Annotated in this window: 21 protein-coding genes and 4 tRNA genes; 5 read left to right on the top strand and 20 right to left on the bottom strand. The window is 49.6% G+C overall.

The genetic code is table 11. The features are described 5' to 3' along the window. The first annotated feature begins 72 nt into the window (after positions 1-72). Together ULO1_RS13145 and ULO1_RS13140 are read left to right on the top strand one after the other, a co-directional pair. Positions 73-158, top strand: a tRNA-Tyr gene (locus ULO1_RS13145). Positions 159-173: 15 nt separating this feature from the next. Beyond that, positions 174-260, top strand: a tRNA-Leu gene (locus ULO1_RS13140). 88 nt (positions 261-348) lie between these two features. On the opposite strand, the gene ULO1_RS13135 is transcribed toward ULO1_RS13140, so the two are convergent. Beyond that, positions 349-543: a hypothetical protein gene (locus tag ULO1_RS13135; RefSeq protein WP_079906176.1), complete on the bottom strand. Its 195-nt coding sequence runs from the start codon at positions 541-543 to the stop codon at positions 349-351. A 25-nt stretch (positions 544-568) separates the two neighbouring features. Further along, positions 569-1,570 carry an asparaginase gene (locus tag ULO1_RS13130; protein WP_079906177.1) on the bottom strand — a complete coding sequence of 334 codons (1,002 nt, stop codon included), beginning with the start codon at positions 1,568-1,570 and terminating at the stop codon, positions 569-571. A 100-nt stretch (positions 1,571-1,670) separates the two neighbouring features. Here ULO1_RS13130 and ULO1_RS13125 point away from each other — a divergent pair, with 100 nt between their 5' ends. The 3 genes from ULO1_RS13125 (at position 1,671) to ULO1_RS13115 (ending at position 3,070) form a co-directional block, all read left to right on the top strand. Continuing rightward, on the top strand, positions 1,671-2,846 hold the full coding sequence (locus tag ULO1_RS13125) for a class I SAM-dependent rRNA methyltransferase (protein WP_079933746.1): 1,176 nt from the start codon (positions 1,671-1,673) through the stop codon (positions 2,844-2,846). 51 nt (positions 2,847-2,897) lie between these two features. Next, positions 2,898-2,974, top strand: a tRNA-Pro gene (locus tag ULO1_RS13120). Between the two features lie 9 nt (positions 2,975-2,983). After that, positions 2,984-3,070 (top strand) — tRNA-Leu (locus ULO1_RS13115). A 40-nt stretch (positions 3,071-3,110) separates the two neighbouring features. Here the strand turns inward: ULO1_RS13115 and ULO1_RS13110 are convergent. The 18 genes from ULO1_RS13110 to ULO1_RS13030 form a co-directional block, all read right to left on the bottom strand. Further along, positions 3,111-5,063 carry a cell division protein FtsA gene (locus ULO1_RS13110; RefSeq protein ID WP_159446909.1) on the bottom strand — a complete coding sequence of 651 codons (1,953 nt, stop codon included), beginning with the start codon at positions 5,061-5,063 and terminating at the stop codon, positions 3,111-3,113. A gap of 36 nt (positions 5,064-5,099) precedes the next feature. Beyond that, entirely contained in the window at positions 5,100-6,158 is a 1,059-nt protein-coding gene (cax, locus tag ULO1_RS13105) for a calcium/proton exchanger (protein ID WP_079906180.1), read from the bottom strand. Positions 6,159-6,194: 36 nt separating this feature from the next. Continuing rightward, positions 6,195-6,971 (bottom strand): protein-glutamate O-methyltransferase CheR, encoded by a 777-nt coding sequence (locus tag ULO1_RS13100; protein ID WP_242947967.1) that lies wholly within the window; start codon positions 6,969-6,971, stop codon positions 6,195-6,197. 17 nt (positions 6,972-6,988) lie between these two features. After that, on the bottom strand, positions 6,989-7,255 hold the full coding sequence (locus ULO1_RS13095) for a hypothetical protein (protein WP_078666077.1): 267 nt from the start codon (positions 7,253-7,255) through the stop codon (positions 6,989-6,991). A 4-nt stretch (positions 7,256-7,259) separates the two neighbouring features. Next, entirely contained in the window at positions 7,260-8,567 is a 1,308-nt protein-coding gene (hemL, locus tag ULO1_RS13090; protein ID WP_078666076.1) for a glutamate-1-semialdehyde 2,1-aminomutase, read from the bottom strand. A gap of 92 nt (positions 8,568-8,659) precedes the next feature. Next, the gene (gene nirJ2, locus ULO1_RS13085; RefSeq protein WP_078666075.1) at positions 8,660-9,655 is read right to left on the bottom strand and encodes a putative heme d1 biosynthesis radical SAM protein NirJ2; all 996 of its coding nucleotides are present in this window, start codon (positions 9,653-9,655) and stop codon (positions 8,660-8,662) included. Continuing rightward, positions 9,655-10,635: a porphobilinogen synthase gene (gene hemB / locus ULO1_RS13080; RefSeq protein ID WP_079933744.1), complete on the bottom strand. Its 981-nt coding sequence runs from the start codon at positions 10,633-10,635 to the stop codon at positions 9,655-9,657. The genes nirJ2 and hemB overlap by 1 nt, the downstream gene beginning before the upstream one ends. 20 nt (positions 10,636-10,655) lie before the next feature. Then, positions 10,656-12,170 (bottom strand): uroporphyrinogen-III C-methyltransferase, encoded by a 1,515-nt coding sequence (gene cobA, locus ULO1_RS13075; RefSeq protein WP_079933743.1) that lies wholly within the window; start codon positions 12,168-12,170, stop codon positions 10,656-10,658. Further along, positions 12,171-13,100: a hydroxymethylbilane synthase gene (gene hemC / locus ULO1_RS13070; protein ID WP_079933742.1), complete on the bottom strand. Its 930-nt coding sequence runs from the start codon at positions 13,098-13,100 to the stop codon at positions 12,171-12,173. Further along, entirely contained in the window at positions 13,097-14,422 is a 1,326-nt protein-coding gene (hemA, locus tag ULO1_RS13065) for a glutamyl-tRNA reductase (protein ID WP_078666071.1), read from the bottom strand. The genes hemC and hemA overlap by 4 nt, the downstream gene beginning before the upstream one ends. Then, on the bottom strand, positions 14,391-15,032 hold the full coding sequence (locus ULO1_RS13060) for a bifunctional precorrin-2 dehydrogenase/sirohydrochlorin ferrochelatase (protein ID WP_078666070.1): 642 nt from the start codon (positions 15,030-15,032) through the stop codon (positions 14,391-14,393). Before ULO1_RS13060 ends, hemA begins: the two co-directional genes overlap by 32 nt. Before the next feature lie 77 nt (positions 15,033-15,109). Next, positions 15,110-15,943: a c-type cytochrome biogenesis protein CcsB gene (ccsB, locus tag ULO1_RS14620; RefSeq protein ID WP_107753548.1), complete on the bottom strand. Its 834-nt coding sequence runs from the start codon at positions 15,941-15,943 to the stop codon at positions 15,110-15,112. A gap of 3 nt (positions 15,944-15,946) precedes the next feature. Beyond that, entirely contained in the window at positions 15,947-17,281 is a 1,335-nt protein-coding gene (locus ULO1_RS14615; RefSeq protein WP_159071894.1) for a cytochrome c biogenesis protein ResB, read from the bottom strand. A gap of 134 nt (positions 17,282-17,415) precedes the next feature. Next, positions 17,416-18,648, bottom strand: coding sequence for an Ig-like domain-containing protein (locus ULO1_RS13050; RefSeq protein WP_079933741.1), 1,233 nt, complete (start codon positions 18,646-18,648; stop codon positions 17,416-17,418). Between the two features lie 113 nt (positions 18,649-18,761). Beyond that, positions 18,762-20,216 carry a B12-binding domain-containing radical SAM protein gene (locus tag ULO1_RS13045; protein WP_079933740.1) on the bottom strand — a complete coding sequence of 485 codons (1,455 nt, stop codon included), beginning with the start codon at positions 20,214-20,216 and terminating at the stop codon, positions 18,762-18,764. A gap of 19 nt (positions 20,217-20,235) precedes the next feature. Next, a complete protein-coding gene (locus ULO1_RS13040) occupies positions 20,236-20,553 on the bottom strand; it encodes a hypothetical protein (RefSeq protein WP_078666067.1) in 318 nt (105 codons plus the stop codon). Positions 20,554-20,561: 8 nt separating this feature from the next. After that, positions 20,562-21,353: a cytochrome c biogenesis protein CcsA gene (ccsA, locus tag ULO1_RS13035; RefSeq protein WP_078666066.1), complete on the bottom strand. Its 792-nt coding sequence runs from the start codon at positions 21,351-21,353 to the stop codon at positions 20,562-20,564. Then, positions 21,346-22,530, bottom strand: coding sequence for a cytochrome c biogenesis protein ResB (locus ULO1_RS13030; RefSeq protein ID WP_079933739.1), 1,185 nt, complete (start codon positions 22,528-22,530; stop codon positions 21,346-21,348). The genes ccsA and ULO1_RS13030 overlap by 8 nt, the downstream gene beginning before the upstream one ends. Positions 22,531-22,532 lie beyond the last annotated feature (2 nt).

The raw sequence follows: 22,532 nt of genomic DNA, 5'->3' as shown, positions 1-22,532 counted from the left end.
AATTTCTACAAAAAAAATGATTTTCCTGCTTGACGAAGCAGCAAGAGTGCGTTATAATTTCAAATGTCTCACGGAGGAGTTCCCGAGTGGCCAAAGGGAGCAGACTGTAAATCTGCCGGCTGACGCCTTCGTAGGTTCGAATCCTACCTCCTCCACCATAAAATATAATACATGCGGACATGGCGGAATTGGCAGACGCGCTAGATTCAGGTTCTAGTGGGCTCACGCCCGTGGAGGTTCAAGTCCTCTTGTCCGCACCAAATCTGCAAACTAAATCCCCTAAGATGGGGATTTTTATTTTACCAGAGAAAAGGCCAGCGTCTACCCCCAAACGCTGGCCTCCAAATATTAAACTTCACCAATTAGAAACAAATAATCATTATAATAGGTAAGTACTTTTTGCTGCAGCTGGCTGTCACCTACCTGTTTGGCATGCCGCATCAGACGCGTCAGAATCCGTTCCAGGTCCGGATCCTGCCAGTCCAGATCAACCAGCTCACCCAGCTCCTTCTGAATTTTGCCTGCCAGTTTTTCTACCGTCATCTTTTGTTCCTCCCCTTTGATGTTTTTATCTGTGAAAAGCCAGTTTAAATACCGGCTTGATGGTCCCAACTACAGCATTATGAAAATTTTTAACTTCAACTTGCCAGTAGGAAGCCAGTTTATTTTTCTCGGTAGAAGTCAACCAGCCCAGCTGTTGTAAGGCCTCGATTAATATCGGCCCCAGGGCCCGCGGATTACCATCTGCGATTTTTAGCGCCAGGCCCTGGCCCTGGTCAACCAGGCCGACGCAATAGACTCCTTCATATCCCGATTTGGCCAGTAAACGCCCCCGGGTAACCTGCATCAAATCAGTACATATCCTGTCACTACCTGCGACATAGTAAGGAGAGGAGATCATTGCCCTTACTACTGTATCAGCCACATAAGTGCGCTGAGACGAAACCAGTCGAGCATAAGCCATTGCCATACTTTTAAGGGGCAAATGAAAGACCGGCACCCCGCAGCCATCAACCCCAAGGCCAATATCTGTTACCGCCTGGTCCGTATAGTTACTTACCATATTAAGCATCTCTTGCTGAACGGGATGTTCAGGCAGCCAGTACCCCTGGGTATCCCAACCCTTACAACGAGCCAGGGCCAGCATGCCCAGGTGCTTGCCCGAACAGTTGGAGTGCCAGGGCTGGGGTTGTTCTCCCCGCTGCCGCATTTCTTGAGCTGTTGGCCGATGGGTTGGGTAATGTAAACCGCAATGCAGTTCTGTTACATCAGCCTGGATTTTGGCAGCCAACTGCTGAGCTACCCGGATATGCTCCGGCTCAGCATTATGACTGGCACAAAGCAAAGCTATTTCCGCCGGTTCCAGGTCAAAGGTTTGCACTGCGCCTGCTTCGATTACCGCCAGAGCCTGTATTGGCTTGGCTGCTGAACGCCAGAAAGTTTTATAGTCAGGGTTTCCGACAGCCGCAAGGATAGTTCCATTGTGGTCAGTAACTACAATATGTCCGGTATGAACACTCTCTTCAAGTCCGTTGCGCAAAACCTGAGCTAATATTTCCACTTTATTCATGACCTCCTTGCCATCTAACTTTATTATTTCGCTGTTTTCTGCTAAAATCCTACTTATAAACCTGTGAACAATTTCATTAAGTAAGCGGGAGGGATTATACTTGTATCCAACTCTAACCCTGGCCCCGGGCCGGCAAAAGCGCCTGTCTACCGGTCATCCCTGGGTCTATGCTACCGAAATTGCTTCGGTCGACCCCAGAATTGAGCCTGGCTCAATTGTCGATGTCGTAGATTTCCGTGGACGTTTTATCGGCCGCGGTTATTACAATCCCCGTTCCCAGATTGCTGTCAGGCTGCTTACCCGCAAAGATGAAACTATCGACCGGGAATTTTTTCGACAAAAATTGCTGTATTGCCTGAAACACCGGCAAAAAGTAATGCCCGAGGCAACTTCCTACCGCCTGGTTTTTGGCGAAGCAGACTTCTTGCCCGGGCTTATCATTGACAAGTTTGAAGACTACCTGGTCATGCAGGTATTAACCCTGGGCATGGAAAAACAAAAGCAGCTCCTTACCGAATTACTGGTGGAACTGTTGCAGCCCAGGGCAATCTATGAACGCAATGACGTCAATGTTCGGGAGCTAGAAGGCCTGGCTCAAGTTAAAGGTGTCCTCTATGGAGAGTTTCAACCTGAAGTAATAATCAAAGAAAACGGTCTCTCCTTCCTGGTCGATATGGAAAATGGCCAAAAAACCGGCTATTTCCTGGATCAGAAGGAGAACCGGGCTGCCATTGCCCCTTATGTCAAAGACAGAACAGTGCTGGATTGTTTTTGTCACACTGGCTCCTTTACTGTTCATGCTGCCCACTATGGTGCCCGCTCCGTTCTGGCTCTGGATATATCGGAGCACGCCATTGCAACAGCGCGGAGAAATGCCTCCCTGAATGGATTAGAAAACAGTTGCAGTTTTCAAGTAGGCAATGCCTTTGATGTGCTGCGGGAAATGGACAGGGAAAAACGCCGCTTTGATGTTATAATTCTTGATCCCCCTGCTTTTACCAAAAGTAAGCAAACTCTGGAAGGCGCCGTACGGGGCTACAAGGAAATTAACTTAAGGGCAATGAAATTACTACCACCTTCCGGTATTTTGATCACCTGCTCCTGTTCTTATCACATGCAGGAGGACTTATTTCTGGAAGTAATTGAAAGCGCTGCTCTTGATGTAGGACGGCAAGTGCGCCTGCTGGAGTTAAGGCGACAATCCAAAGATCACCCCATTTTGCTGGCTGCCAAAGAGACCTATTACTTGAAGTTCTTAATCCTAGAAATTCTTTAAAACAAACTCTTGACAATCCGGGGTTTTTGCGCTAATATAATCAATGTCAGTCGGGGCGTAGCTCAGTTTGGTAGAGCGCCATCTTGGGGTGGTGGAGGTCGCTGGTTCAAGTCCAGTCGCTCCGACCAGTTAAATGTGCGGACATGGCGGAATTGGCAGACGCGCTAGATTCAGGTTCTAGTGGGCTTACGCCCGTGGAGGTTCAAGTCCTCTTGTCCGCACCATTAATTGAAAGTAAAACCGGTTGGTTATACCAACCGGTTTTTATTCTTCCTTTTGCCAGTAAAGCTTGACTAGATCACCTGGCTGCAGGGCCTGGGAAAACTGGCTGATTTTATCATTTACCAGCAATATGGCTTTTGCTCCCGGCCAGGGGGGCTTGGGAACGAATCCTACCAGGTCCAGAGCGTGCACAACCAGCATCCCTTCCTGCCACTCTATTTCCCGAGCCTGTCCTTCCAGATCCACGATAATTGTTTCCCGGCGCACCTCATATTCAATCCAGTCTCCGGGCCTGATTTTTGCCTCCAGACCAGCAGGTTGCTTGTTAAGATATATTTCCCCTTTTCCGATCTCTATCTGCTGCCCTTGTAAAAATTGGGCTACAGTTAAATCCAGTCCTATTTCTACCGTAGCCAGATCAGGTATAAAGCTATCCCAGGCCACCGTCTGGCCGTTAATCTTTACTGTCCAGGGCCATCGTACCTCCTGACCATTAAACCAGAACCGGCTATATTCTTCCCCCTCCCAAATCTCCTTGACGCGGACCCTGGCATCTGCCCCCGGTTGCCCCGGAGAATAATCGATCCTGTCCCCGGGCCTAACTCGCGCCGAATAATCCACCAGCTGGCCATTCAGCCAGATTTGACCTGGCTGACCGGCTTCCCCTTTGACCAGGCGCAATTGCCCGTTCAGGGTAAAACTCAAGGCCATTCCAGGTTTGCCTAAGATTTCCCGCAGGGGTACTCCAGCCTCCCGTAATACCTCCAGTACCTGGGGAGATTGCCAGCCAAACACATCGATATCCTGGCCATTAACAGAACAACGAAAGCGTTTGAGACTTTCCCCTGCTAAAGCTGTTAAACCGATCCCCAGAGGGGTAATCATATCGGGGCCATCAAAATCTTTCGGCCACTTGTTTACCCACTGCTGCAAAGCATCCTTGCCTTTGATGCCTACCCGGTTACTGCTGAGACCCAGCTCATCAGCCAGCAACGGCGCCAGGCCCGGAGTCAGGGCACCGCCCCCGACCAGCAGGACCGCCTGTACCCCTTTAGGGGCTATTGCTAAAATTTGTTGACCTATCTTCTGGGCCAGCTCTCGTACCCTGGGTTCCAGCAGTTTTATTATTTCACTGCTCTCAGCATGGTGTTTTTGGCCCAGGATATCAGTGTATTCCAGCTTATCTTTTTGATTCAGCCAGCGTTTAAGACGTTCTGCTTCATTAAAATCCAGTAGCAAGAGCTGGGCTAGAGCTTCGGTGATTTCATCTCCTGCCTCAGGAACCATCCCATATCCCTGGATTGCTCCTTGCTGGGTAACCGCTATGTCGGCAGTTCCGGCTCCGATATCCACTAAAGCAAGAGACAACTGCCGCATCGCAGGAGGTATTACAACCCGGGCAGCAGCTATTGGCTCCAGAGTCAGGCTATCCATACTCAATCCCGTCATATCCAGCACAGCCTGTAAGGAATCCACTACTTCCCGGGGCAAAAAGGTAGCAATCAGCTCGACTCCGATCCGGTTCCCTCTCTGACCGACAAGGTTGGCAATTGGCTGTCCAGATAAATAGTAATGTACTATGCTGTAACCAACACACTGATAATGCCAGTCCAGTCTGGTCCTGGTAACATTAGAACGAGCTTGCTGTAAGGCCTCTTCTTCCAGTTCACTGATATCTCCTGCCTGAACCGGCTTTCCCCAATCCCAGTCCTTTTCCAGCCGTACTCGCTCTGTACGCAAAGAACGTCCTGCTGCCGCTACGGCCACGCTCCTTATGGGACGCCGCGCTTTTTTGGCCAGCTGCCCGACCACATGCTTTACTGCCGCTGCTACAGCCGGTATATCATGAATCTGCCCGTCCAGCATGGCGCGATCAGGATGTTCCCAGCGCTGGCAGGTAACCACTTTCAAACCCTTTTCTTCTTGTTTCAGGATTAAACCAATTAATGTCCTGGTCCCTATATCCAGGACCACCTGATATTTCTCCTCTGCCACGCTCTCACAGCCTTTCCCATACACTCCCATTCAATATTATGCTGTTGGTAAGAAATAAAACGCCAGAGCCATCACTATGTAAGTAACCAGCAGTTGAACCCCCTCCAGCCAGTTAGATTTGCCATCCAGAGAAATTAAATTGACGATTGTAATCGATACTGCCAGTGCCGCCAGCTCAAAGGGTTGAAAAATCAGGTCCATGGGTCTGCCAAAAATCAGACTGGCAAACACCAGCACCGGGGCAACGAAGAGAGCAATCTGAATCGAGGAACCCACTGCAATCTCCAGGGCTGCATCCATTCGGTTTTTGCCAGCCATCAGCACTGCAGAGAAATGCTCAGCTGCATTGCCAACAATAGGAACCAGTATTACCCCGACAAAAAGCTCAGACCAGTGCCAGGTAGCAATAACCTCTTCCAAAGCGCTGACCAGAACCTCACTGGTGACAGCCACCAGCACAGTAGCTCCGGCCAAAATAGTAATGCTTTTTCTCAATGACCAGCAAGGTTCGTTCTCCTCTTCCACCTCACATACTGGCGCCAGGATTTCACGATGAGTAACCAGGGAGAAAAACAGAGCCGCCAAATAGACGAGAAAGAGGGCGACAGCTACACCAATGCTAAGCTGAACAGCCCTGTCGGAATGGGGTTGATGGGCTGAATACATAAACACAGCCGGAATAACCAGACCGGCAACGGCCAGAGCCAGCATGGTGGAATTCACACCAGCTGCCTGCTGGTTAAAAGATTGTTCCCGGTGTTTTATCCCACCATATAACAGGGCAAAACCCAGTACCAGCAACAGGTTGCCCAGTATAGAACCGGTGATGGATGCCTTTACCATTTCAAACAAGCCCTTTTTGATGGCAATCAGGGTGATAATCAGCTCAACGGCATTGCCAAAAGTGCCATTGAGGAAACCCCCGATCCGCGGTCCAGTGAAGTGGGCCAATTCCTCCGTAGCTTTACCCATCAGGGCGCTCAGAGGTAGGATGGCCAGGCAGGCAGTAAGCAACACCCAGCCGACAGAAAAATGCCAGTATTCCAGTGCTATGGATACAGGGACAAATGCTAGCAGCCAGTAGAAAATATTCATTTCAACCCTCCTCGGAAAAAGGGCGGGTAGAAAGATCTATCCCGCCGCTTTCTGGTAGAAAAAGAGTGCCACTGATTTAAACCCTATTTCCTGGGCCTGAAAAATCTGTTCAGTACTGCCGATAAACAGAACTCCTCCCGGTTTGAGGGCATTATAAAACTTGCGATAGATGGTATTTTTGGCTTCCTCGGTAAAATAGATCACTACATTGCGACAAATAATCAAATCACACAAAATCTCATAGGGATCTTTCAGCAAATCATGTTTTTTAAATTTAACCCACTTCTTTAGTTCTGGTTTTACCAGGACCATTTCTCCATCCCGGTCAAAGTATTTTTTGAAGTAGGGTTCGGGAAGCCCTGCTACAGATTTTATGTTGTATCTTCCCTCCTGGGCCCGTTCCAGAATAGCACTATCGATATCAGAAGCGATAATCTGGTGCCGCCCCTGAGGTGCCAGCTCATTCAAAATCATAGCGACTGTGTAAGGTTCTTCTCCTGAAGAACAGCCGGCACTCCAAACTTTCAAATTCGGGGATCGCTGCAATAGCTCTGGTAAAATCTGTTTTTCCAGCTGCTGCCATTGAGCAGGGTTGCGGTAAAACTCCGAAACATTGATGGTCAAATGGTTCATGAATTTGTCCAGCTGGGCTTGATCCCCCCGCAAAACCTGCACATATTTCTCCAGGGAATCCACCCCAACCGTCCGCATCAAGCTCAGAATTCTACGCTCCATCTGGGGCCGCTTATACTGTAACAGGTCTACCCCGAAATAGCGGTTTATCTGTTTGGCAAACTCAATATACTGATCCACCTGCTCCTTCCCTCCACTTACTGCGCCTGTGGCCACTGAACTTTGACTCCCCGCTCCTGATGGCACCTGTCACAGAAATTCTCCTTGGTCTGCCCCAGTTTCTTGCTGTGACACTTCAGACAGTTTTTTTCCGGGTTACGGTTACGCATTACAGTTTCCCCGTGTTTGGCCAGCCAGTCTTCCCCATGGGGATTGCCTTTGGCATTGGCAAAAAAGGAAACCACCAGAACAGCCAGAATGGCCACCACAATCAGACCTGAGATCAGGTGACGGTATTTCTTCATTTTCTTACCCCCGCTTCCAGTGTTCTTTCACTATGCGGAATGATTCTGCGGCAGCGGCAATCGTCCGGTCGATGTCTTCCTCAGTATGAGCCAGAGAAACAAAAGCTGCCTCAAACTGGCTGGGTGCCAGGTAAACCCCGCGTTTTAACATCTCCTGGAAAAAGAGGGCAAAGGCTTGTGTATCTGAGGTGCTGGCCGACTGGAAGTCCACCACCGGCTGACTGGTAAAGAAGGTACATACCATGGAACCCACCCGATTCTGAGTCAATTCCAGCCCTGCTTCTTTTGCGGCTCGGGCCATTCCCTCTGCCAGTCTGGCACTCTTTCTTTCCAATTCCTCATATGCTACAGGGGTTAATTGTTCCAGAGTGGCTATCCCGGCAGCCATGGCCAGAGGGTTACCGGATAGCGTGCCTGCCTGATAGACAGGACCAGCGGGAGCAACCATGGACATAATTTCCTTTTTGCCACCATAAGCTCCTACCGGCAAGCCGCCACCAATGACTTTACCGAAACAGGTCAAATCAGGCTCAATGTTGAACAAGCCCTGGGCACAGTGATAATCCACCCTAAAACCGGTCATCACTTCATCAAAGATTAGCAGGGTTCCGTAACGCCGGGTCAGTTCCCGCACACCCTCCAGGTAACCAGGCTGAGGCGGTACCACCCCCATATTGCCAGGTACCGGTTCGATGATTACCGCCGCAATATCTTTGCCCTCCAGGGCAAAAATCTCCTCCAGCATGGCCAGGTCATTAAACCGGGCGGTAATGGTATTACTGGCAATATTGACTGGCACTCCAGGGCTGGTGGGTACTCCCAGGGTGAGAGCCCCGGAACCTGCCTTGATAAGAAGCGAATCCGCATGCCCGTGATAACAACCTTCAAATTTAACGATTTTATTGCGACCTGTGTAGGCCCGGGCCAACCGCAAAGCGCTCATAGTAGCTTCCGTACCGGAGTTAACCATCCGCACCATTTCCACAGATGGCACGCGCTCAATCACCATCCGGGCCAGACGGGTTTCCAGTTCCGTGGGAGCACCAAAGCTGGTGCCCAGATCAACCCATTTATGTAAAGCTTCAGTCACAGCCGGATGGCAATGTCCGAGAATCAACGGCCCCCAGGAACCCACATAATCAATATACTCATTGCCATCTACATCATAAATTTTTGACCCCTGTCCCCGGACAAAAAAGACAGGCTGACCTCCTACTGCTTTAAAAGCCCGGACAGGACTGTTTACTCCACCGGGAATATACTGCTGTGCCTCAGCAAACAATTCGAGCGAGCGGTTAAAACCCTTATGCACGATCCGATCCTCCCTTTCTATTGGCTGGCCTTAGATGGAGATAAGGGACAGGAGATTAACTCCCCTGTCCGCTTTTCCCACCTTCCCATTTTTTAGTAGCCTTTGCGCCCATGATAGAGACACCAGGGCTCCTCTGCCATGTAGTCCCCGTTATTGTAGAAAGCTGCCCGGGCCCGGCATCCGCCACAGATTTTCTTGTACTTGCACACACCACATCCACCGGAATAGTTGAGGGTACGCAATTCCTGCAGCACCGGATTTTCTGCCCAGATTTTGCTGAAAGGAATATCTCTTACATTCCCCAGCGGAATATTCAGATAGGCACAGGGCTGCACATCTCCTTTGGGGGAAATGATACAGTAGGATGTTCCGGCCAGACAGCCTCGGCCAAAACGCAAATCCATGCCCATTTCCTTGGCAATGCGCATGAACTGTGGAGCACAGGTTGGCTTCAGTTCAATATCCACTTCCTGCTGTTTTTTCATGATCCGGGTTAGCAGAGCTTCATATTGTTCTGCCCGCAAAGATTCTTCTTCAATGTTAACAGCCCGGCCGGTAGGCACCAGGAAGAAGATATGGTGAGCCACCGCCCCCATTCCCACCGCCAGGTCAGTGATCTTTTCCACTTCATCATAGTTCCAGTCTACTACTGTGGTATGGATCTGGAACGGTAAGCCGGCATCCCGGCAATTTTTCATGCCCTTGAGAGCATCCCGCCAGGCGCCAGGATAGGCTCTGAATTTATCGTGCTTGTCTGCATCAATGCTGTCCAGAGAAATACCCACACCCATAGTGCCTACTTCTTTCAGGCGGCGGGCCACTTCCGGAGTTATCAGAGTACCGTTGGTACCAAACACCGGCCGCAGCCCCAGCTTAACGGCATGTTCCACCAGCTCGAAAATATCCGGCCGCATGAGAGGCTCGCCACCACTGAAAATCATTATCTTAAAGCCAGCTTTAGCTATTTCCTCCAGCAAAGCCTTGCCTTCTTCGGTGGACAATTCCTCTGAAGCTTTGGCTCCTGCATCCCGGTAGCAATGTTCACAATACATGTTGCATTGATTAGTAGTATTCCAGGAAATAATCATTAATAGCCCTCCTTCAACCACTTCGCTACATCCAGGGCATGATAGGTCAGGATTATATCAGCCCCGGCCCGTTTAAAGCCAAGCATCGTTTCCAGCACAATCCGTTTTTCATCTATCCAGCCCAGACGGGCCGCAGCCTTGATCATGGCATATTCACCGCTGACATTATAGGCTGCCACTGGTACCACCACCGCATCCTTGACCTGACGGATTATATCCATGTAAGCCAGAGCCGGCTTGACCATGACAATATCGGCTCCTTCTTCCAGATCAAGGGCAACCTCTTTTAATGCTTCCCGGCTATTGGCCGGATCCATCTGATAAGCCTTGCGATCTCCGAATTGCGGTGCCGATTCGGCTACCTCCCGAAAAGGGCCATAATAAGCAGAAGCATATTTAACCGCATAGGACATGATGGCAACATCCTGATAGCCATGGTGGTCCAGCATGGTGCGAATGGCTGCCACCCTGCCGTCCATCATATCCGACGGAGCCACGATGTCCGCCCCGGCCCGGGCATGGCTGAGAGCTGTGCGGGCCAGTAACTCCAGGGTAGGATCATTGGCCACTTCCTGGCCCTGAAGCAGGCCACAATGCCCATGGCTGGTATATTCACAGAGGCAAACATCGGTAATCACCAGCAGCTGCGGTACTGTCTTTTTGATTTCCCGCACAGCTCTTTGCACCGCCTCATCCTCGGCCCAGGCACTGCTGCCTGTTTCATCCTTGTAGGCGGGAATACCAAACAGGATAACTGCCGGGATCCCCAGTTCAGCTGCCTTCTGCGCTTCTTCCACTGCCAGACCCACTGAAAGCTGGGCTACCCCTGGCATGGATTCAATTTCCTTGCGAAAACCCTGGCCCTGAGTAACAAAAAGAGGATAAACCAGGTCTTCGACCCGCAAATGATTTTCCCGCACCAGTCGCCGCATGGTTTCATTACGCCTTAGCCGCCGCGGGCGGTTAACCGGAAAACCCATATTCCTTCCCTCCGTCTCCATTATACCATACTTTCCACAATTGCTGTGACCAAACCGTCAATGGTGTATTCCCGGGCCTCCACGGTTAGCGTCAGTCCCAGCTCCCTGGCGGTCTGGGAAGTAATAGGCCCTATGGAAGCCAGTTTAACAGCTTGCAAAAGCTCCTGGTAATCTTCTCCTAGCAATTTAATAAAATTCTTCACTGTTGATGAGCTGGTAAAGGTAACCCAGGAGATGGTCTTCTCCTGCAACAGACGCCGTAACAGGGCTTTATCCCCGGAACCAGCCACAGTCCGGTAGGCATCCACTTCTGTAACCTCAGCCCCCAGCTTGCGCAATTCTTCCGGTAACACCTTTCTGGCTATATCCGCCCGGGGCAATAGTACCCTTTTCCCGGCCAGGTCAGTTTGCTTCAGAACCTCAACAATGGCTTCAGCCCGGTATTCCTCCGGGATAAAGGAACAACGAATACCCCGCCTTTCAATCTCATCCCTGGTTTTAGGACCGATGGCGCAAATCTCGATACCAGCCAGTTCGCGTACATCCTTGCCCTGCTGCCAGAGACGGCGGAAAAAGCGCTCAACCCCATTCACACTGGTAAAAATGATATAGTTGTAACTCTGCAGCTCATTAATCGCCTGATCCAGGGGACCAAAATCCAGCGGGTCGGTAATTTCAATGGCAGGAAACTCCCAGACTTCGGCACCCAGTTCTTCCAGTTTGCTGGTCAGGCTGCTGGCCTGTTCTCTGGCTCGGGTCACCACAATCCGCTGACCGAAGAGGGGTTTAGCTTCATACCAGCGCAGCTTATCCCGCATTGTCACTACTTCTCCCACTACAATAGTAGCCGGATGTTTGACCCCAGCAGCCCTGGCCTTTTCCACGATATCAGCCAGGGTAGCCGTTACCGTTATTTGTTCCGGCCTGGTCCCCCAGCGAATGATGGCAACCGGGGTCTCTGGTGAACGGCCATGTTCAATGAGTTTCTCCACGATTAAGGGCAAGTTGGCCATGCCCATCAATATTACCAGGGTACCTGCCCCGGTAGCTAAATGTTCCCATCTGATTTGACTGTTTCCCTTTTCCGGATCCTCATTGCCGGTAATAATAGCCAGACTGGCCGATAGTTCCCGATGAGTGACAGGTATCCCGGCGTAGGCCGGTACCGCAATAGCAGAAGTAATCCCTGGCACAATTTCAAAACCAATCCCATGCTCCACCAGGGCCTCGGCCTCCTCGCCCCCCCTTCCAAAAACGAAGGGGTCACCCCCCTTCAGGCGGGTGACAATTTTCCCTGCCAGGGCCTTTTCCACCAGTAAAGCATTGATTTCCTGCTGTCGAAAGGTATGCTTGTCCGGTTCCTTTCCGGCAAAGATCAGTTCAGCATCTTTACGGGCATAAGTCAGAAGTTTGGGACTGGCCAACCGGTCATAAACAATAACATCTGCCTTGCTGATACACTCCAGTCCCCGTAGAGTGATCAGTTTCGGATCTCCCGGGCCCGCACCGACCAGATAAACAAAACCTTTTTGCATCTAACTCAGCTCCCTTACCTCCGCCAGTATCCGATCAGCTCCTTCAGCCAGCATGAGCTCGGCCAGTCTTTCCCCCAGCTCTTCCGCTGCTTCAGGATTGCCATTTATCTGTTTTCTGATTAATTTCTGTCCATCCAGGGAAGCTACCACACCCTGTAAAATCAGCTGTTCACCCTGTAAAATGCCATAAGCTCCAATCGGAATTTGACAACCGCCTTCTAATTTGCGCAGGAAAGCCCTTTCTGCCAGGATAGCCTTAGCAGCAGCTCTGTCATTAAGCGGCCGTAACAGTTCTTTAATCTCTTCATCATTTTCCCTGATTTCAATCCCAATCGACCCCTGCCCTACCGCAGGCAGGCTGATCTCAAAAGGTATATACTGGGTGATACGTTCCTGCCAGCCCAGGCGTAAAACCCCGGCTGCTGCCAGGATCATACCATCCAGCTGCTGCTCCTCCATTTTGCGAAAGCGGGTAGCCAGATTGCCCCGCATATCCACCATTTGCAAATCAGGCCGATAAGCCAGAAGCTGGGCCCGTCTTCTCAGGCTAGATGTAGCCACTTTTGCCCCCTGAGGAAGGGTGGCAAGGGTATAACCCTTAGGACTGATCAGCACATCGCCGGGGTTTTCCCGGACACAGATGGCTCCCAGGGCCAAACCGTCAGGCAAACGGGTGGGCAGGTCCTTCATGCTATGCACCGCCATGTCTATTTTCCCTGCCAGCATAGCAACTTCCAGTTCCTTGGTAAAAAGCCCTTTGTCACCGATTTTGGCCAGTGCCACATCCAGAATTTTATCTCCCTGGGTTTTCATGGGTACGATCTCCAGGCCCAGGTCGGGGTACAATTTTCTCAACTGGGTTACCACCCATTCCGTTTGCCACATGGCCAGGGCGCTGTCCCGGGTGCCAACCCTTACCGTTTTGCTCATACCAATTCCTCCACTTCTTCTGCTGCCATGGGTTTGCCTGGTTTTATTCTCTGTCCTTCTATCTGTAAATCAAACAGGTTTTGCAAAATTTCGGTATAGAGATGACCGTGACTGGTCTGGGCATAAGCTTTAAGATTAACAATTGGCCGATGTAAAATACTGTTAACGATGCTATGGGCCAGAGCCTGGATAATATTGCGCTCTCGTTCCGTTAAATCGCCCAGTTTATTAAACGCCTTTTCCAGCTCCCGTTGTTTGATTTCTTCCCCAAACTGTTTCAGAGCTACAATGGTTGGCACCACAAACTGGGTATTTAACCAGCTGAAAAACTCCTTGATTTCTTCATCCACTATTTTCTGGGCCTTGACGGCCTCTTTTTTCCGTTCCTGTAAATTGCGATCTACCACATTTTGCAAATCATCAATATCGAAGAGGGTTACTCCCTTAATGGTGGCCACTTCCGGATCGATGTCCCGAGGTACGGCGATATCAATCAAAAATATGGGCCGGTATTGTCTGGTTTGCATAACTTTTTGCACAATTTCCGGCAAAATAATGGCATGGCGGGCGGCGGTAGCACTGATTACAATATCAGCCTGAATCAGGCATTCCACTAATTGATCGAATTTCACTGCTTTACCGCCAAATTTCTCAGCCAGCTCCACTGCTTTATCATAAGAGCGGTTGGAAACCAGCACACTGGTAACTCCGTTGGCCACCAGGTGTTTTGCCGTCAGCTCACTCATTTTCCCGGCGCCAATGATCAGAATGGCCTTGCCTTCCAGGGTGCCAAACAGCTGGCGAGCCAGCTCTACTGCAGCATAGCTGATAGAAACAGCATTTTTGTCGATTTCCGTCTCGGTTCTTACCCGTTTGCCAACAGCAATAGCCTTATGAAACAGAGTGTTAATGATTTTATTGGTGCTTTCCGCCGCACTGGCAATTTGATAGGCCTGGCGCACCTGGCCTAGAATCTGGGTCTCACCTAGTATCATCGAATCCAGTCCGGATGCAACTCGAAACAGATGATGGACACAGTCATAGAGGGTATGAATATAGAGGAAGTTATCAATTTCACATTCTTCTTCATGCAAGCATTCCATCAGAAAAGTTTTTATGGATTTTAACCCCTGGGTCATATCTGTGCAAGCCGCATAAATCTCCGTACGGTTACAAGTGGATAGCAGTACACACCCATCAATGGCCGGATATTGTTTCAAGGTTTGCAAGGCCTCAGGCAATTGGCTTTCAGTAAAAGCCAGTTTTTCTCTGATTTCCACCGGAGCAGTCTTATGATTGAGGCCAACAGTCACCAAAAACATTTTTTATCCGCTCCTTTACCTTCTCCATTTCTCCCCGGACCAGATCCTCCCAGAATCCCTCAGCCAGTAAACCCTCCATAATCCTCTGGCGTTCCCCTGGGTCAGGAATTCTGGCAAGTAAAATTTGCCTGAGTTCACCGAGCAAATCATTGATCTCTCCATACTCAGGTCCTATAGATCGCGCCAGATGATCCCTTAATTTGCGGGCAAACACCGGACTCTGTCCTCCCGTGGAGACAGCCAGCTGCAAATGGCCCCGCCTCAGAACTGCCGGCAGATAGAAGTCCCCCCGTTCCGGGTCATCAACCACATTGACCCAGATCTTCCTTTGCTGGCACTCCCGGGCAATCCTGGCATTAACCGCAGCATCATCTGTGGCTGCATAGACCAGATGTGCCTGTTCCACATCATCGGGTTGAAAAAGGCGCCGGTACCACATTACGCGACCGGCGCCGGCCCATCCTTCAATTCTTTCTGTTACCTCAGGGCTGACTACCAGTACCCCTGCTCCTGCCTGGAGCAAGCCAGCTATTTTCCGTTCTGCCACCTGGCCTCCGCCAACTACCAGACATTTCTTGCCGTCCAGACGGAGAAAAATTGGATACAGCACCTCAGCCCCTCCTAAACTATCAGGGAATAAAAATTAATTCGTCATATTTCGTAAAAATCCTGCCTACATGCGATTTTTTACGCCCCGGAATAAGAATGCAAACCTGGCAACAGGATATTAACTCCGAAGTAGGTAAACAGCACAGTTAAAAAGCCAATAATCGCCATCCAGGCTGCCCGGCGCCCTTTCCAGCCATAGGTTAAACGGGCATGCAAATAAGCAGAATAGACCAACCAGGTAATCAAGGACCAGGTTTCTTTAGGGTCCCAGCTCCAGTAGCGACCCCAGGCAAACTCTGCCCAGACTGCCCCGGTGATGATGACCAGGGACATCAAAGGAAAACCAAAGGCAATAAAGCGATAGGAAAGCTCATCCAGCAAAGCTGCCCTGGGCAACTCCCGGTTAAACCAGCTAGTGCTGCCCACAGCCTCCATTTTTTCTTTCCAGAGGTACATAATGGCCAAACCACAGGAAAAAGCAAAGGCACCATAGGCAATAATGGCAGTAGCCACATGGGCATGCAGCCAGTTGCTTTGCAGAGCAGGCATCAATTCTTTGCTGCCTTCAAAAGGCAAACCCAGCATCATGGTGGAAATCTCCAGCACAAAGGCTACGGGAACTACGAAAGCCCCGGCGATGCGCATATCGTACTTCCACTCAGCAAAGAGATAGATCAGCATTACACCAAAGGCAAAAGAAGAAGAATACTCATACATATTGGTAAAAGGTGGATGCCCGGTGGTTACCGTTCTCATGATCAGCCCGGCAAAATTAGAAAGTAGACCTGCAAAAGCAGTACCCGTTGCCACTTTACCAATAGTATCGTTTTTAGTCAATAAATATCCCAGGTAACACAGGGAGGAAATCAGATAAAAACCAATGGTTAGATAATATAAAGACAGCTCACTCACAGCTTATCCCCTTTCTTGCACTGCTGTCAGAATCTCATCCAGATCCTGCTCCAGCCCCAGTTTATTTTTGTCAACCTGAGCCCCGTACTCAGCAATGATAGTATTACCAGCCTGCTTTAGCACTACCCAGATTTTCCGGTGCTGCAACATAAAGGAAAGGAAAATCCCCACCACCATCAGTATACTACCTGCCCAAACAATAGGTACTCCGGGATCTCGCCGTACCGATAAGCCTGTCATATTAACGGTTTTGATTCCATTTGCTGTCACTTTATAATTTTCAACCTGAGCCGCCTGGCCGATATACTGATATGAATAGGCAATTTGCTGATTGTTTTTAAACACTTGATACAGGACAGCCGGCTTACCATTAGGAGCTTGCGGGTTCTGGGGCTGATTGGGATCGAATTGCGGTACATACCCCTGGATATTGAGGTAAAGGTTGTTATCCAGTGGCAAGACCTCCCCTTCCAATCCCGTTACTTCCCGTTTCTGCCCCTTTTCATCCTCAATGGTAAAGTTCAGGGCGGGCAGACCAGCCTGGAAACTGCTTTGATAGAACTTAACGCCTTTCCATTTCAAAGGATCGTTAACTTCGATCCGTTTACGAAATACCTCTTTTCCGTTTTCAATCACAGAAAGATCACTATACCAGTCCTTGACCATACCCGGTGTGGATGTGCTCCCCTCTTCCCAGGCACGGTTAATGCGAATGGAGAAATTCTCCTCAGGATCAAAGTTTTTAATGTCTGGCAAGGACAACATACTGATGGTTTGGCCTTCCACACCGGCCAGATAAGTTTCAAAACCGGTAAAATTACCATAAATAGCTCCCAGGACAATCACTAAAAAGGAAAGGTGAGTAATAAAGCTACCCAGTACTCCAAAACGGCCACGGTCTGCTGCCAGTATCTTTTTACCCTCATTCTCATCGGCAAAAACCCGGTAGCCTTTCGCTGCCAGTGCTTCAACCCAGACTTTTTCCGTCTCAGCCAAACTGGCTTTATGACGTACGGTCCCTGCCAATTTTAAATTTTTAACAAAAGCTTCTGAAATTTTTGTATTGGGTTCCCCGAGAGCTTTTCTGATCAGTTTAATTCGTTCCAGGCTGCAGATCAGCAAATTCATGCTGAGTAACCCCAGTAAGCCCCGGTACCAGAAACTGTGGTAAATATCATAAACCGGCTGCCTGGTCTGTGGGTCCTGGGGAAGTAAGGTTCCTACCACTGATGCCACAGCCAGAATAAGAAGCACAAACAGAGCCAGCTTCATCGAGGAGAAAAAGCGCCAGACCTCCTCTATACCGCTGCGTTGTGCTGGTTTGGATTGTTCTTGCATGTCTCCCCATCCTTTCATTGAGTCTACTTCCGTATCAAATATTCTCCCCTCTTCCTAATAATCCTGTCGAAAAAAAATTGAAATTTTTGTGACTTGCTTCACACACGAAAAATATACCCAGCGTCAGCCGGGTATCAGGGTTTGGGTCTGTGGGGATTATGGCAGGCACAGCAATTGGAATCAAGGCCATGCCCCATTTGGGGCGCATCAAAAAAGAGCACAACACTGCCACTGCCATCATGGCAGGAAAGACAGAGGTCAGCGATAGTTAAGTTAGTCAAAAGCATTTTACCCGTGGCAGCATGGGCAGAATGACACATAGCGCAGGGAGCAGTAGAAAAGAGGTATGTCCCATGCGGACTGATAAAAGGAGATTTGATTGTGGTAAATACCCAGGAAGTAAAGCCTGCTGCGAGACCAGAAGTGCTTTTAATGTTTCCATTAATGACAACATTATAGGAAGTATCCTGGGCCCAGGGTTGGTCCGGAGTAAAATACATAGTGCGAGTAGTGTCATCCCAGCTATATCTCCCTGGAATTTTAACGGAAGAGTTGACCACCGTAACATAAAAACTTTTAGAATTAATGGTAGCAGGCTCCAGCCAGTCATCCCAGACCACTTCGACCCGCTGAGTCCGTGAGATGCCGGACCCCGTTGGTTTTCTCAGACTCGAAATTATTCTTGGCGGTTTTGTGTTGGCCGGAGTAGTTACGGTTACTATGTTACTGATTGATTTAACCTGGCCCTGGACTAACAGCTGAACATAGAAATTATAGGTAGTTACAGGTTTTAAACCATTTACAGCCGTTACCGTTGTAGATACATCTTTTAGCCAGGTGAATGTACCATCATCTGGCGCTCCATAGACTTGATAGACTATATTTTCGCCTGTAGTTCCATTCCAGGACAGCGTCACTGAATTGGGGCCGGTAGCAGCCGCAGTTAAGCCAGTTGGTGCAGCTGGTGGCTCTGCAGAAGAGGTGTCTGGATTTTGAGAATAAGTTTCTTCACTCACAGAAAGGGCAACCTCCGGACTCCCCCCGGTTGCTGTTTGCGACTCAGTTGAATTTGTAGGTGGTGATTCCGTTACTCCGTCTGGCTGTTGTTCCGAGTTTCCCTGGTTACTTATATCTGCAGGATTGCTATTTCCCCCTCCCTGGTCAATGGCCGAAGCTACCACCGGCAGGGGCGAGTTTTCTTCCGGTGCTGGTTCCTGAGGTTTTTCTATGGTTGTCGGAGCTTCAATTTCCTGGGTAACACCTTCATTTCCAGGCAAAAGACCTTCTTCGGCCCAGATAAATATTCCCCACCAGTTAAGCATCGCCAGCATCAAGGAGGCTGTACCAATCATAAACCAGCTTTTCATTTATCCTACCCCCAGGGATTGTACTTTCTGTTGCAATTATACTCCCTGGGGGACGAGAAAATTGTCACAAACAGTCGAGAAAAGTATATTTTTTTTCGACAAAAAAATCCGGCCTAAGTGCCGGATTGCAGAATGGATAAAGCTTTTTTCATCGCCTCTGGCAAGGGCCCTTTGCCCTGCATATGTTTACGCAAGAAGGAATTATTCAACATCACTTCTAAAGAACGCAACATATATTCCCGTTTAAAAGGATCAGAAATAAGCGGATAAGACTCGATCCTCTCCAGGTAATATTCCCGGTAACACTTGAGAACAGCCTGGGCCAGTTCTTCCGGTTGCATTTGCAGGGGTTTAATTACCGGTTCCACAAAATTATATTTGGCATAATCATTTTCAATGATAAAGGGTTTTAATTGTGGATAAAGGTCAGCATAAGGCCAGGGAGCCAGCAACAGGAAGTGGGCAAAATCAGGATTATAGTGTTTGGCCAGTTCTAAAGTTTGGGCGATATGTTCAGGAGTCTCATCGGGAGTGCCAAGGACAAAGGAACACTCACTGATGATATTAGCCTGATTAAGTAAAGCCAGAGCTTCTCTGCCCTGTTCACAGGTAATTGATTTTTTGAATTGATCCAGACTAGCCTGGTCGGTGGCTTCTACTCCAACATAGACGTGGATAACTCCTGCCGCCCTGTATTTGTCCAGGATGTCCCGATCCCGAAGAATGTCGCTGACACAGGTTTCCAGCAAGAGATACATTCCTACCTGGCGTTCCAGCAGCAAATCCAGGATTTTTTCCCAGCGCTCCCGGTTACGGGTAGGATATTCATCAGAAAGCATCACCACATTGACCCCGTAGGTCTGTTTCAGATGCTCCAGTTCACTGACAAAGCTCTCTGCACTGCGTTCCCGGTAGCTCTGTTGCCAGAATTTCTGCTGAGAACAAAAGGCGCACTGATGGGGACAACCCCGGCTGGAATTGACCAAACCCAGACGGGAGCCGGGTAGAACATAAAAAGTGTAGTCCTCCCAATCAACCAGATCCCAGGCCGGAATCAGCCGGTCCAGGTCAGGCAGAAAAGGTCTGGCTGGATTAACGATGATTTCTCCCCGCTGGTTGCGCCAGGCAATGCCTTTTACCTGAGCCAGTTTCTTTTCATCAGGCCAGCTGTCCAGCAATTCCGGCAGGATCTCTTCTCCCTCTCCCCGCACTACTACGTCAACCCAGGGCCAGTCCTTCAACATTTCCTCGTACATAAAGTTAGCATGGATACCGCCAAACACTGTCAGAATCGATGGATCAACGGCTTTAGCCACTTGTAAAACCTGGCTGGCAGCTGGCGCTGAGGCTGTATAGGAGGTGGTCCCAACTACCCGGGGCCTTTCCTGTTCAATCCTGGCTTTAATCTGCGCCAGGTCATGCCCTTTAGTCATAGCATCATAGATAACCACTTCATGCCCGGCCGCCCTCAAATGCCCGGCCAGGTAAACTAGACCAAGGTTAGGCCAGGAACCAGCTGCTTCCACCACGCCGGCATGATAAGACGGAGTGATTAACAAAACTTTCATTACCGCTCACCTCCTGCTGCTAGTGTAATAACTGCCAGTGGTAAATTAAACCTGCAGTCCATACTACCCCTAATATACCGTGTTTAATCAGCAATAAGCGTTTGCGCTCCCGCGCTACATCCCCGGTCCAGCCATAATAACGGAAACTGATACCGCGCAGGGCACCGGTGACCAGAATGAGCACTAGCGCTAGCCAAACCCAGGTGTTAAGCTCCCAGAAAAGAGCGTCCTGACCATAACTGGCCTTGATTTTCCCCAGCAGAAACAGCCCTGCCAGCCACAGCCCTGTTGCCGTATCATGGATAAAACTGTTGGTAACAATTAACCAGTCTTTCATCTTCTCACCTATTTCAAATGTTCATGAATGGATTGATAGATGTATGGGACGCCAAAATAGGCAAATATAATCAGAACAAATGCCCCTATCGCCAGCCAGGCCGCCTTTTCGCCACGCCAGCCATAAGTGAAGCGTAAATGCAGTACCAGTCCGTAAATCAACCAGCTAATCATCGCCCAGGTTTCTACAGGGTCCCAGGCCCAGTATCGGCCCCAGGACTGGTTGGCCCAGAGGGCCCCGGTAATCATCATGATAGCCAGCATTAAAAAGGCCAGGGCCAGGAAACGATAGGTTAGATCATCTACTTCAGCCACATTGTTGCCTTTCCGCTTGTGCAGCAAATAGTAGGCTCCTGTACCTGCCGCCAGCAAGGCACTGCCATAGGCCAGTTTAGCGAACAACACGTGCAGGTAGAGCCAGAAACTACGGTAGGTTAGAGGAATGCTTTCCATCTGGTCTGAATTTAAAACTGCCGCTCCCAAAGCCAGCATAGTAGCCGGCGCAACAAATAAAAGCAAAGTTCTAAAGCGGGGCTTATAATAGCAAAGCCAGAGGAAACCAGCCATGCCCGCCCAGGCATCAGCAGGAACTACTTCCGCAAAATCGACATATGGCCCATGACCGACCCGGTACCAGCGATAGAGTAAAGCCGCAGTGTGCGCAAGAAAACCGGCAGTGGCTAAGTACAAATCCAGCCTGCCCTGTTCTTTTTTCCAGATGATTTTTACAGCTGACATAAAAAGGGAGCCAGCATACAACAGTACAGCCAGCCAGTAGAAAATAACTTCGACTTTACTCACCCAGTACCTCTCCTTTTTGCATTACTTGCCGCAGTTCAGCCACTATCCCGCTCTGCCATTGTTTCCGTCTGGCTTTCAAAATCCAATTCCCTTTTTCTTCGTTCAGTACTATTTCCAGCGGCGGCCGGAATAACCAGAAGAACAAAGCGATTATACCTGCGGAACTACCAGCCACAATCCAGTACAGCCCCGGGTCTTTTACCAGCAAAAATGACGCCCAGTAACGCAAATCGATAAAAGCGACAGTTAGGCCTTGCGGTAAGGTTCTGGTTTCCCCCTGGTTTAATGGCAGACCATTGACTAACAGCTGCTGGTTTTTTTGATCATAAGCAAGGGAAAGGGCTTGTTCACCGGGCAGCTTTATTTCACCCTGCCCGCTTTCTTCCTTAATGGCAACATAGCCAGCCAGCAACACCTTGGAGCCTTCTTTCACTTCCAGGCCGGGAGCATAACCGCTCCGGGCCAGATAGAGAGTATAGCCATGCCATTGCAGATTATCATTCACAGCTATTTTTTCCCGGGCCAGCACTTCTCCCTTGCTGGTTAGTCTGACCACATAGGCTGCCGGTTCAGTTGCATTAGCATCAAACTTATCCAGGCCCAGATATTCTGCCGGAAATTTAATGTCTGCCCAGGGGCCTTTTTTTATTTCTTCCAGCTGTTGTTGGCCGGTGAAGGCCTGTCCTTCAGTCAAGGAGACAGTAGCCTGAACGCGCAAAAGATAGGTGACTGCGCCGCCAAAGATAATCAGGATGAGCGCCAGATGAAAAAGGGGAATGGCAAAAAGGCTAACAGGATGGCGCAGCCAGCCCTGGTTAACCTGTTTTAGCCCTGCTTTTTGCCACCAATTATCTGCTGGTTTTTGCTTCAACTTCACTGGCTGCCAGCGGCCACCAATGCCGCCGCGACACCATTGTTGATACGCCAGTGCAAACTGTTGCAAGAGTGAATAAAGTGCCACCAGGGCAAAAACTCCTACCCCCAGTTTAAAAGGCCAGGTAGCAGCAAAATGAGTTAATCCCAGCCGGTCAACCCGGACTGCCCAGCTTCCGTTGCTGGCCACCCATTTAGCGATACCATTGGCCCCGTAGATGTTTTCCTGAGGAACCAGAACCAGGATTAGGATAAAAACCAGCAAAATAAACCAGAGAGCAATGGTAAGTCGGCGGATGTTCATGG

This window comes from Carboxydocella sp. ULO1 (assembly GCF_002049255.1).
Lineage (GTDB): Bacteria > Bacillota.
The sequence above is the reverse complement of the archived record's forward strand: the minus strand, read 5'-3'. Positions and strand labels throughout refer to the sequence as shown.

Coding starts and splice junctions, on each gene's coding strand:
- ULO1_RS13135 (WP_079906176.1), bottom strand. CDS start 543: ATGACGGTAGAAAAACTGGCAGGCAAAATTCAGAAGGAGCTGGGTGAG.
- ULO1_RS13130 (WP_079906177.1), bottom strand. CDS start 1,570: ATGAATAAAGTGGAAATATTAGCTCAGGTTTTGCGCAACGGACTTGAA.
- cax (WP_079906180.1), bottom strand. CDS start 6,158: ATGAATATTTTCTACTGGCTGCTAGCATTTGTCCCTGTATCCATAGCA.
- ULO1_RS13095 (WP_078666077.1), bottom strand. CDS start 7,255: ATGAAGAAATACCGTCACCTGATCTCAGGTCTGATTGTGGTGGCCATT.
- nirJ2 (WP_078666075.1), bottom strand. CDS start 9,655: ATGATTATTTCCTGGAATACTACTAATCAATGCAACATGTATTGTGAA.
- hemB (WP_079933744.1), bottom strand. CDS start 10,635: ATGGGTTTTCCGGTTAACCGCCCGCGGCGGCTAAGGCGTAATGAAACC.
- cobA (WP_079933743.1), bottom strand. CDS start 12,170: ATGCAAAAAGGTTTTGTTTATCTGGTCGGTGCGGGCCCGGGAGATCCG.
- hemC (WP_079933742.1), bottom strand. CDS start 13,100: ATGAGCAAAACGGTAAGGGTTGGCACCCGGGACAGCGCCCTGGCCATG.
- hemA (WP_078666071.1), bottom strand. CDS start 14,422: ATGTTTTTGGTGACTGTTGGCCTCAATCATAAGACTGCTCCGGTGGAA.
- ULO1_RS14615 (WP_159071894.1), bottom strand. CDS start 17,281: ATGCAAGAACAATCCAAACCAGCACAACGCAGCGGTATAGAGGAGGTC.
- ULO1_RS13050 (WP_079933741.1), bottom strand. CDS start 18,648: ATGAAAAGCTGGTTTATGATTGGTACAGCCTCCTTGATGCTGGCGATG.
- ULO1_RS13045 (WP_079933740.1), bottom strand. CDS start 20,216: ATGAAAGTTTTGTTAATCACTCCGTCTTATCATGCCGGCGTGGTGGAA.
- ULO1_RS13040 (WP_078666067.1), bottom strand. CDS start 20,553: ATGAAAGACTGGTTAATTGTTACCAACAGTTTTATCCATGATACGGCA.
- ULO1_RS13030 (WP_079933739.1), bottom strand. CDS start 22,530: ATGAACATCCGCCGACTTACCATTGCTCTCTGGTTTATTTTGCTGGTT.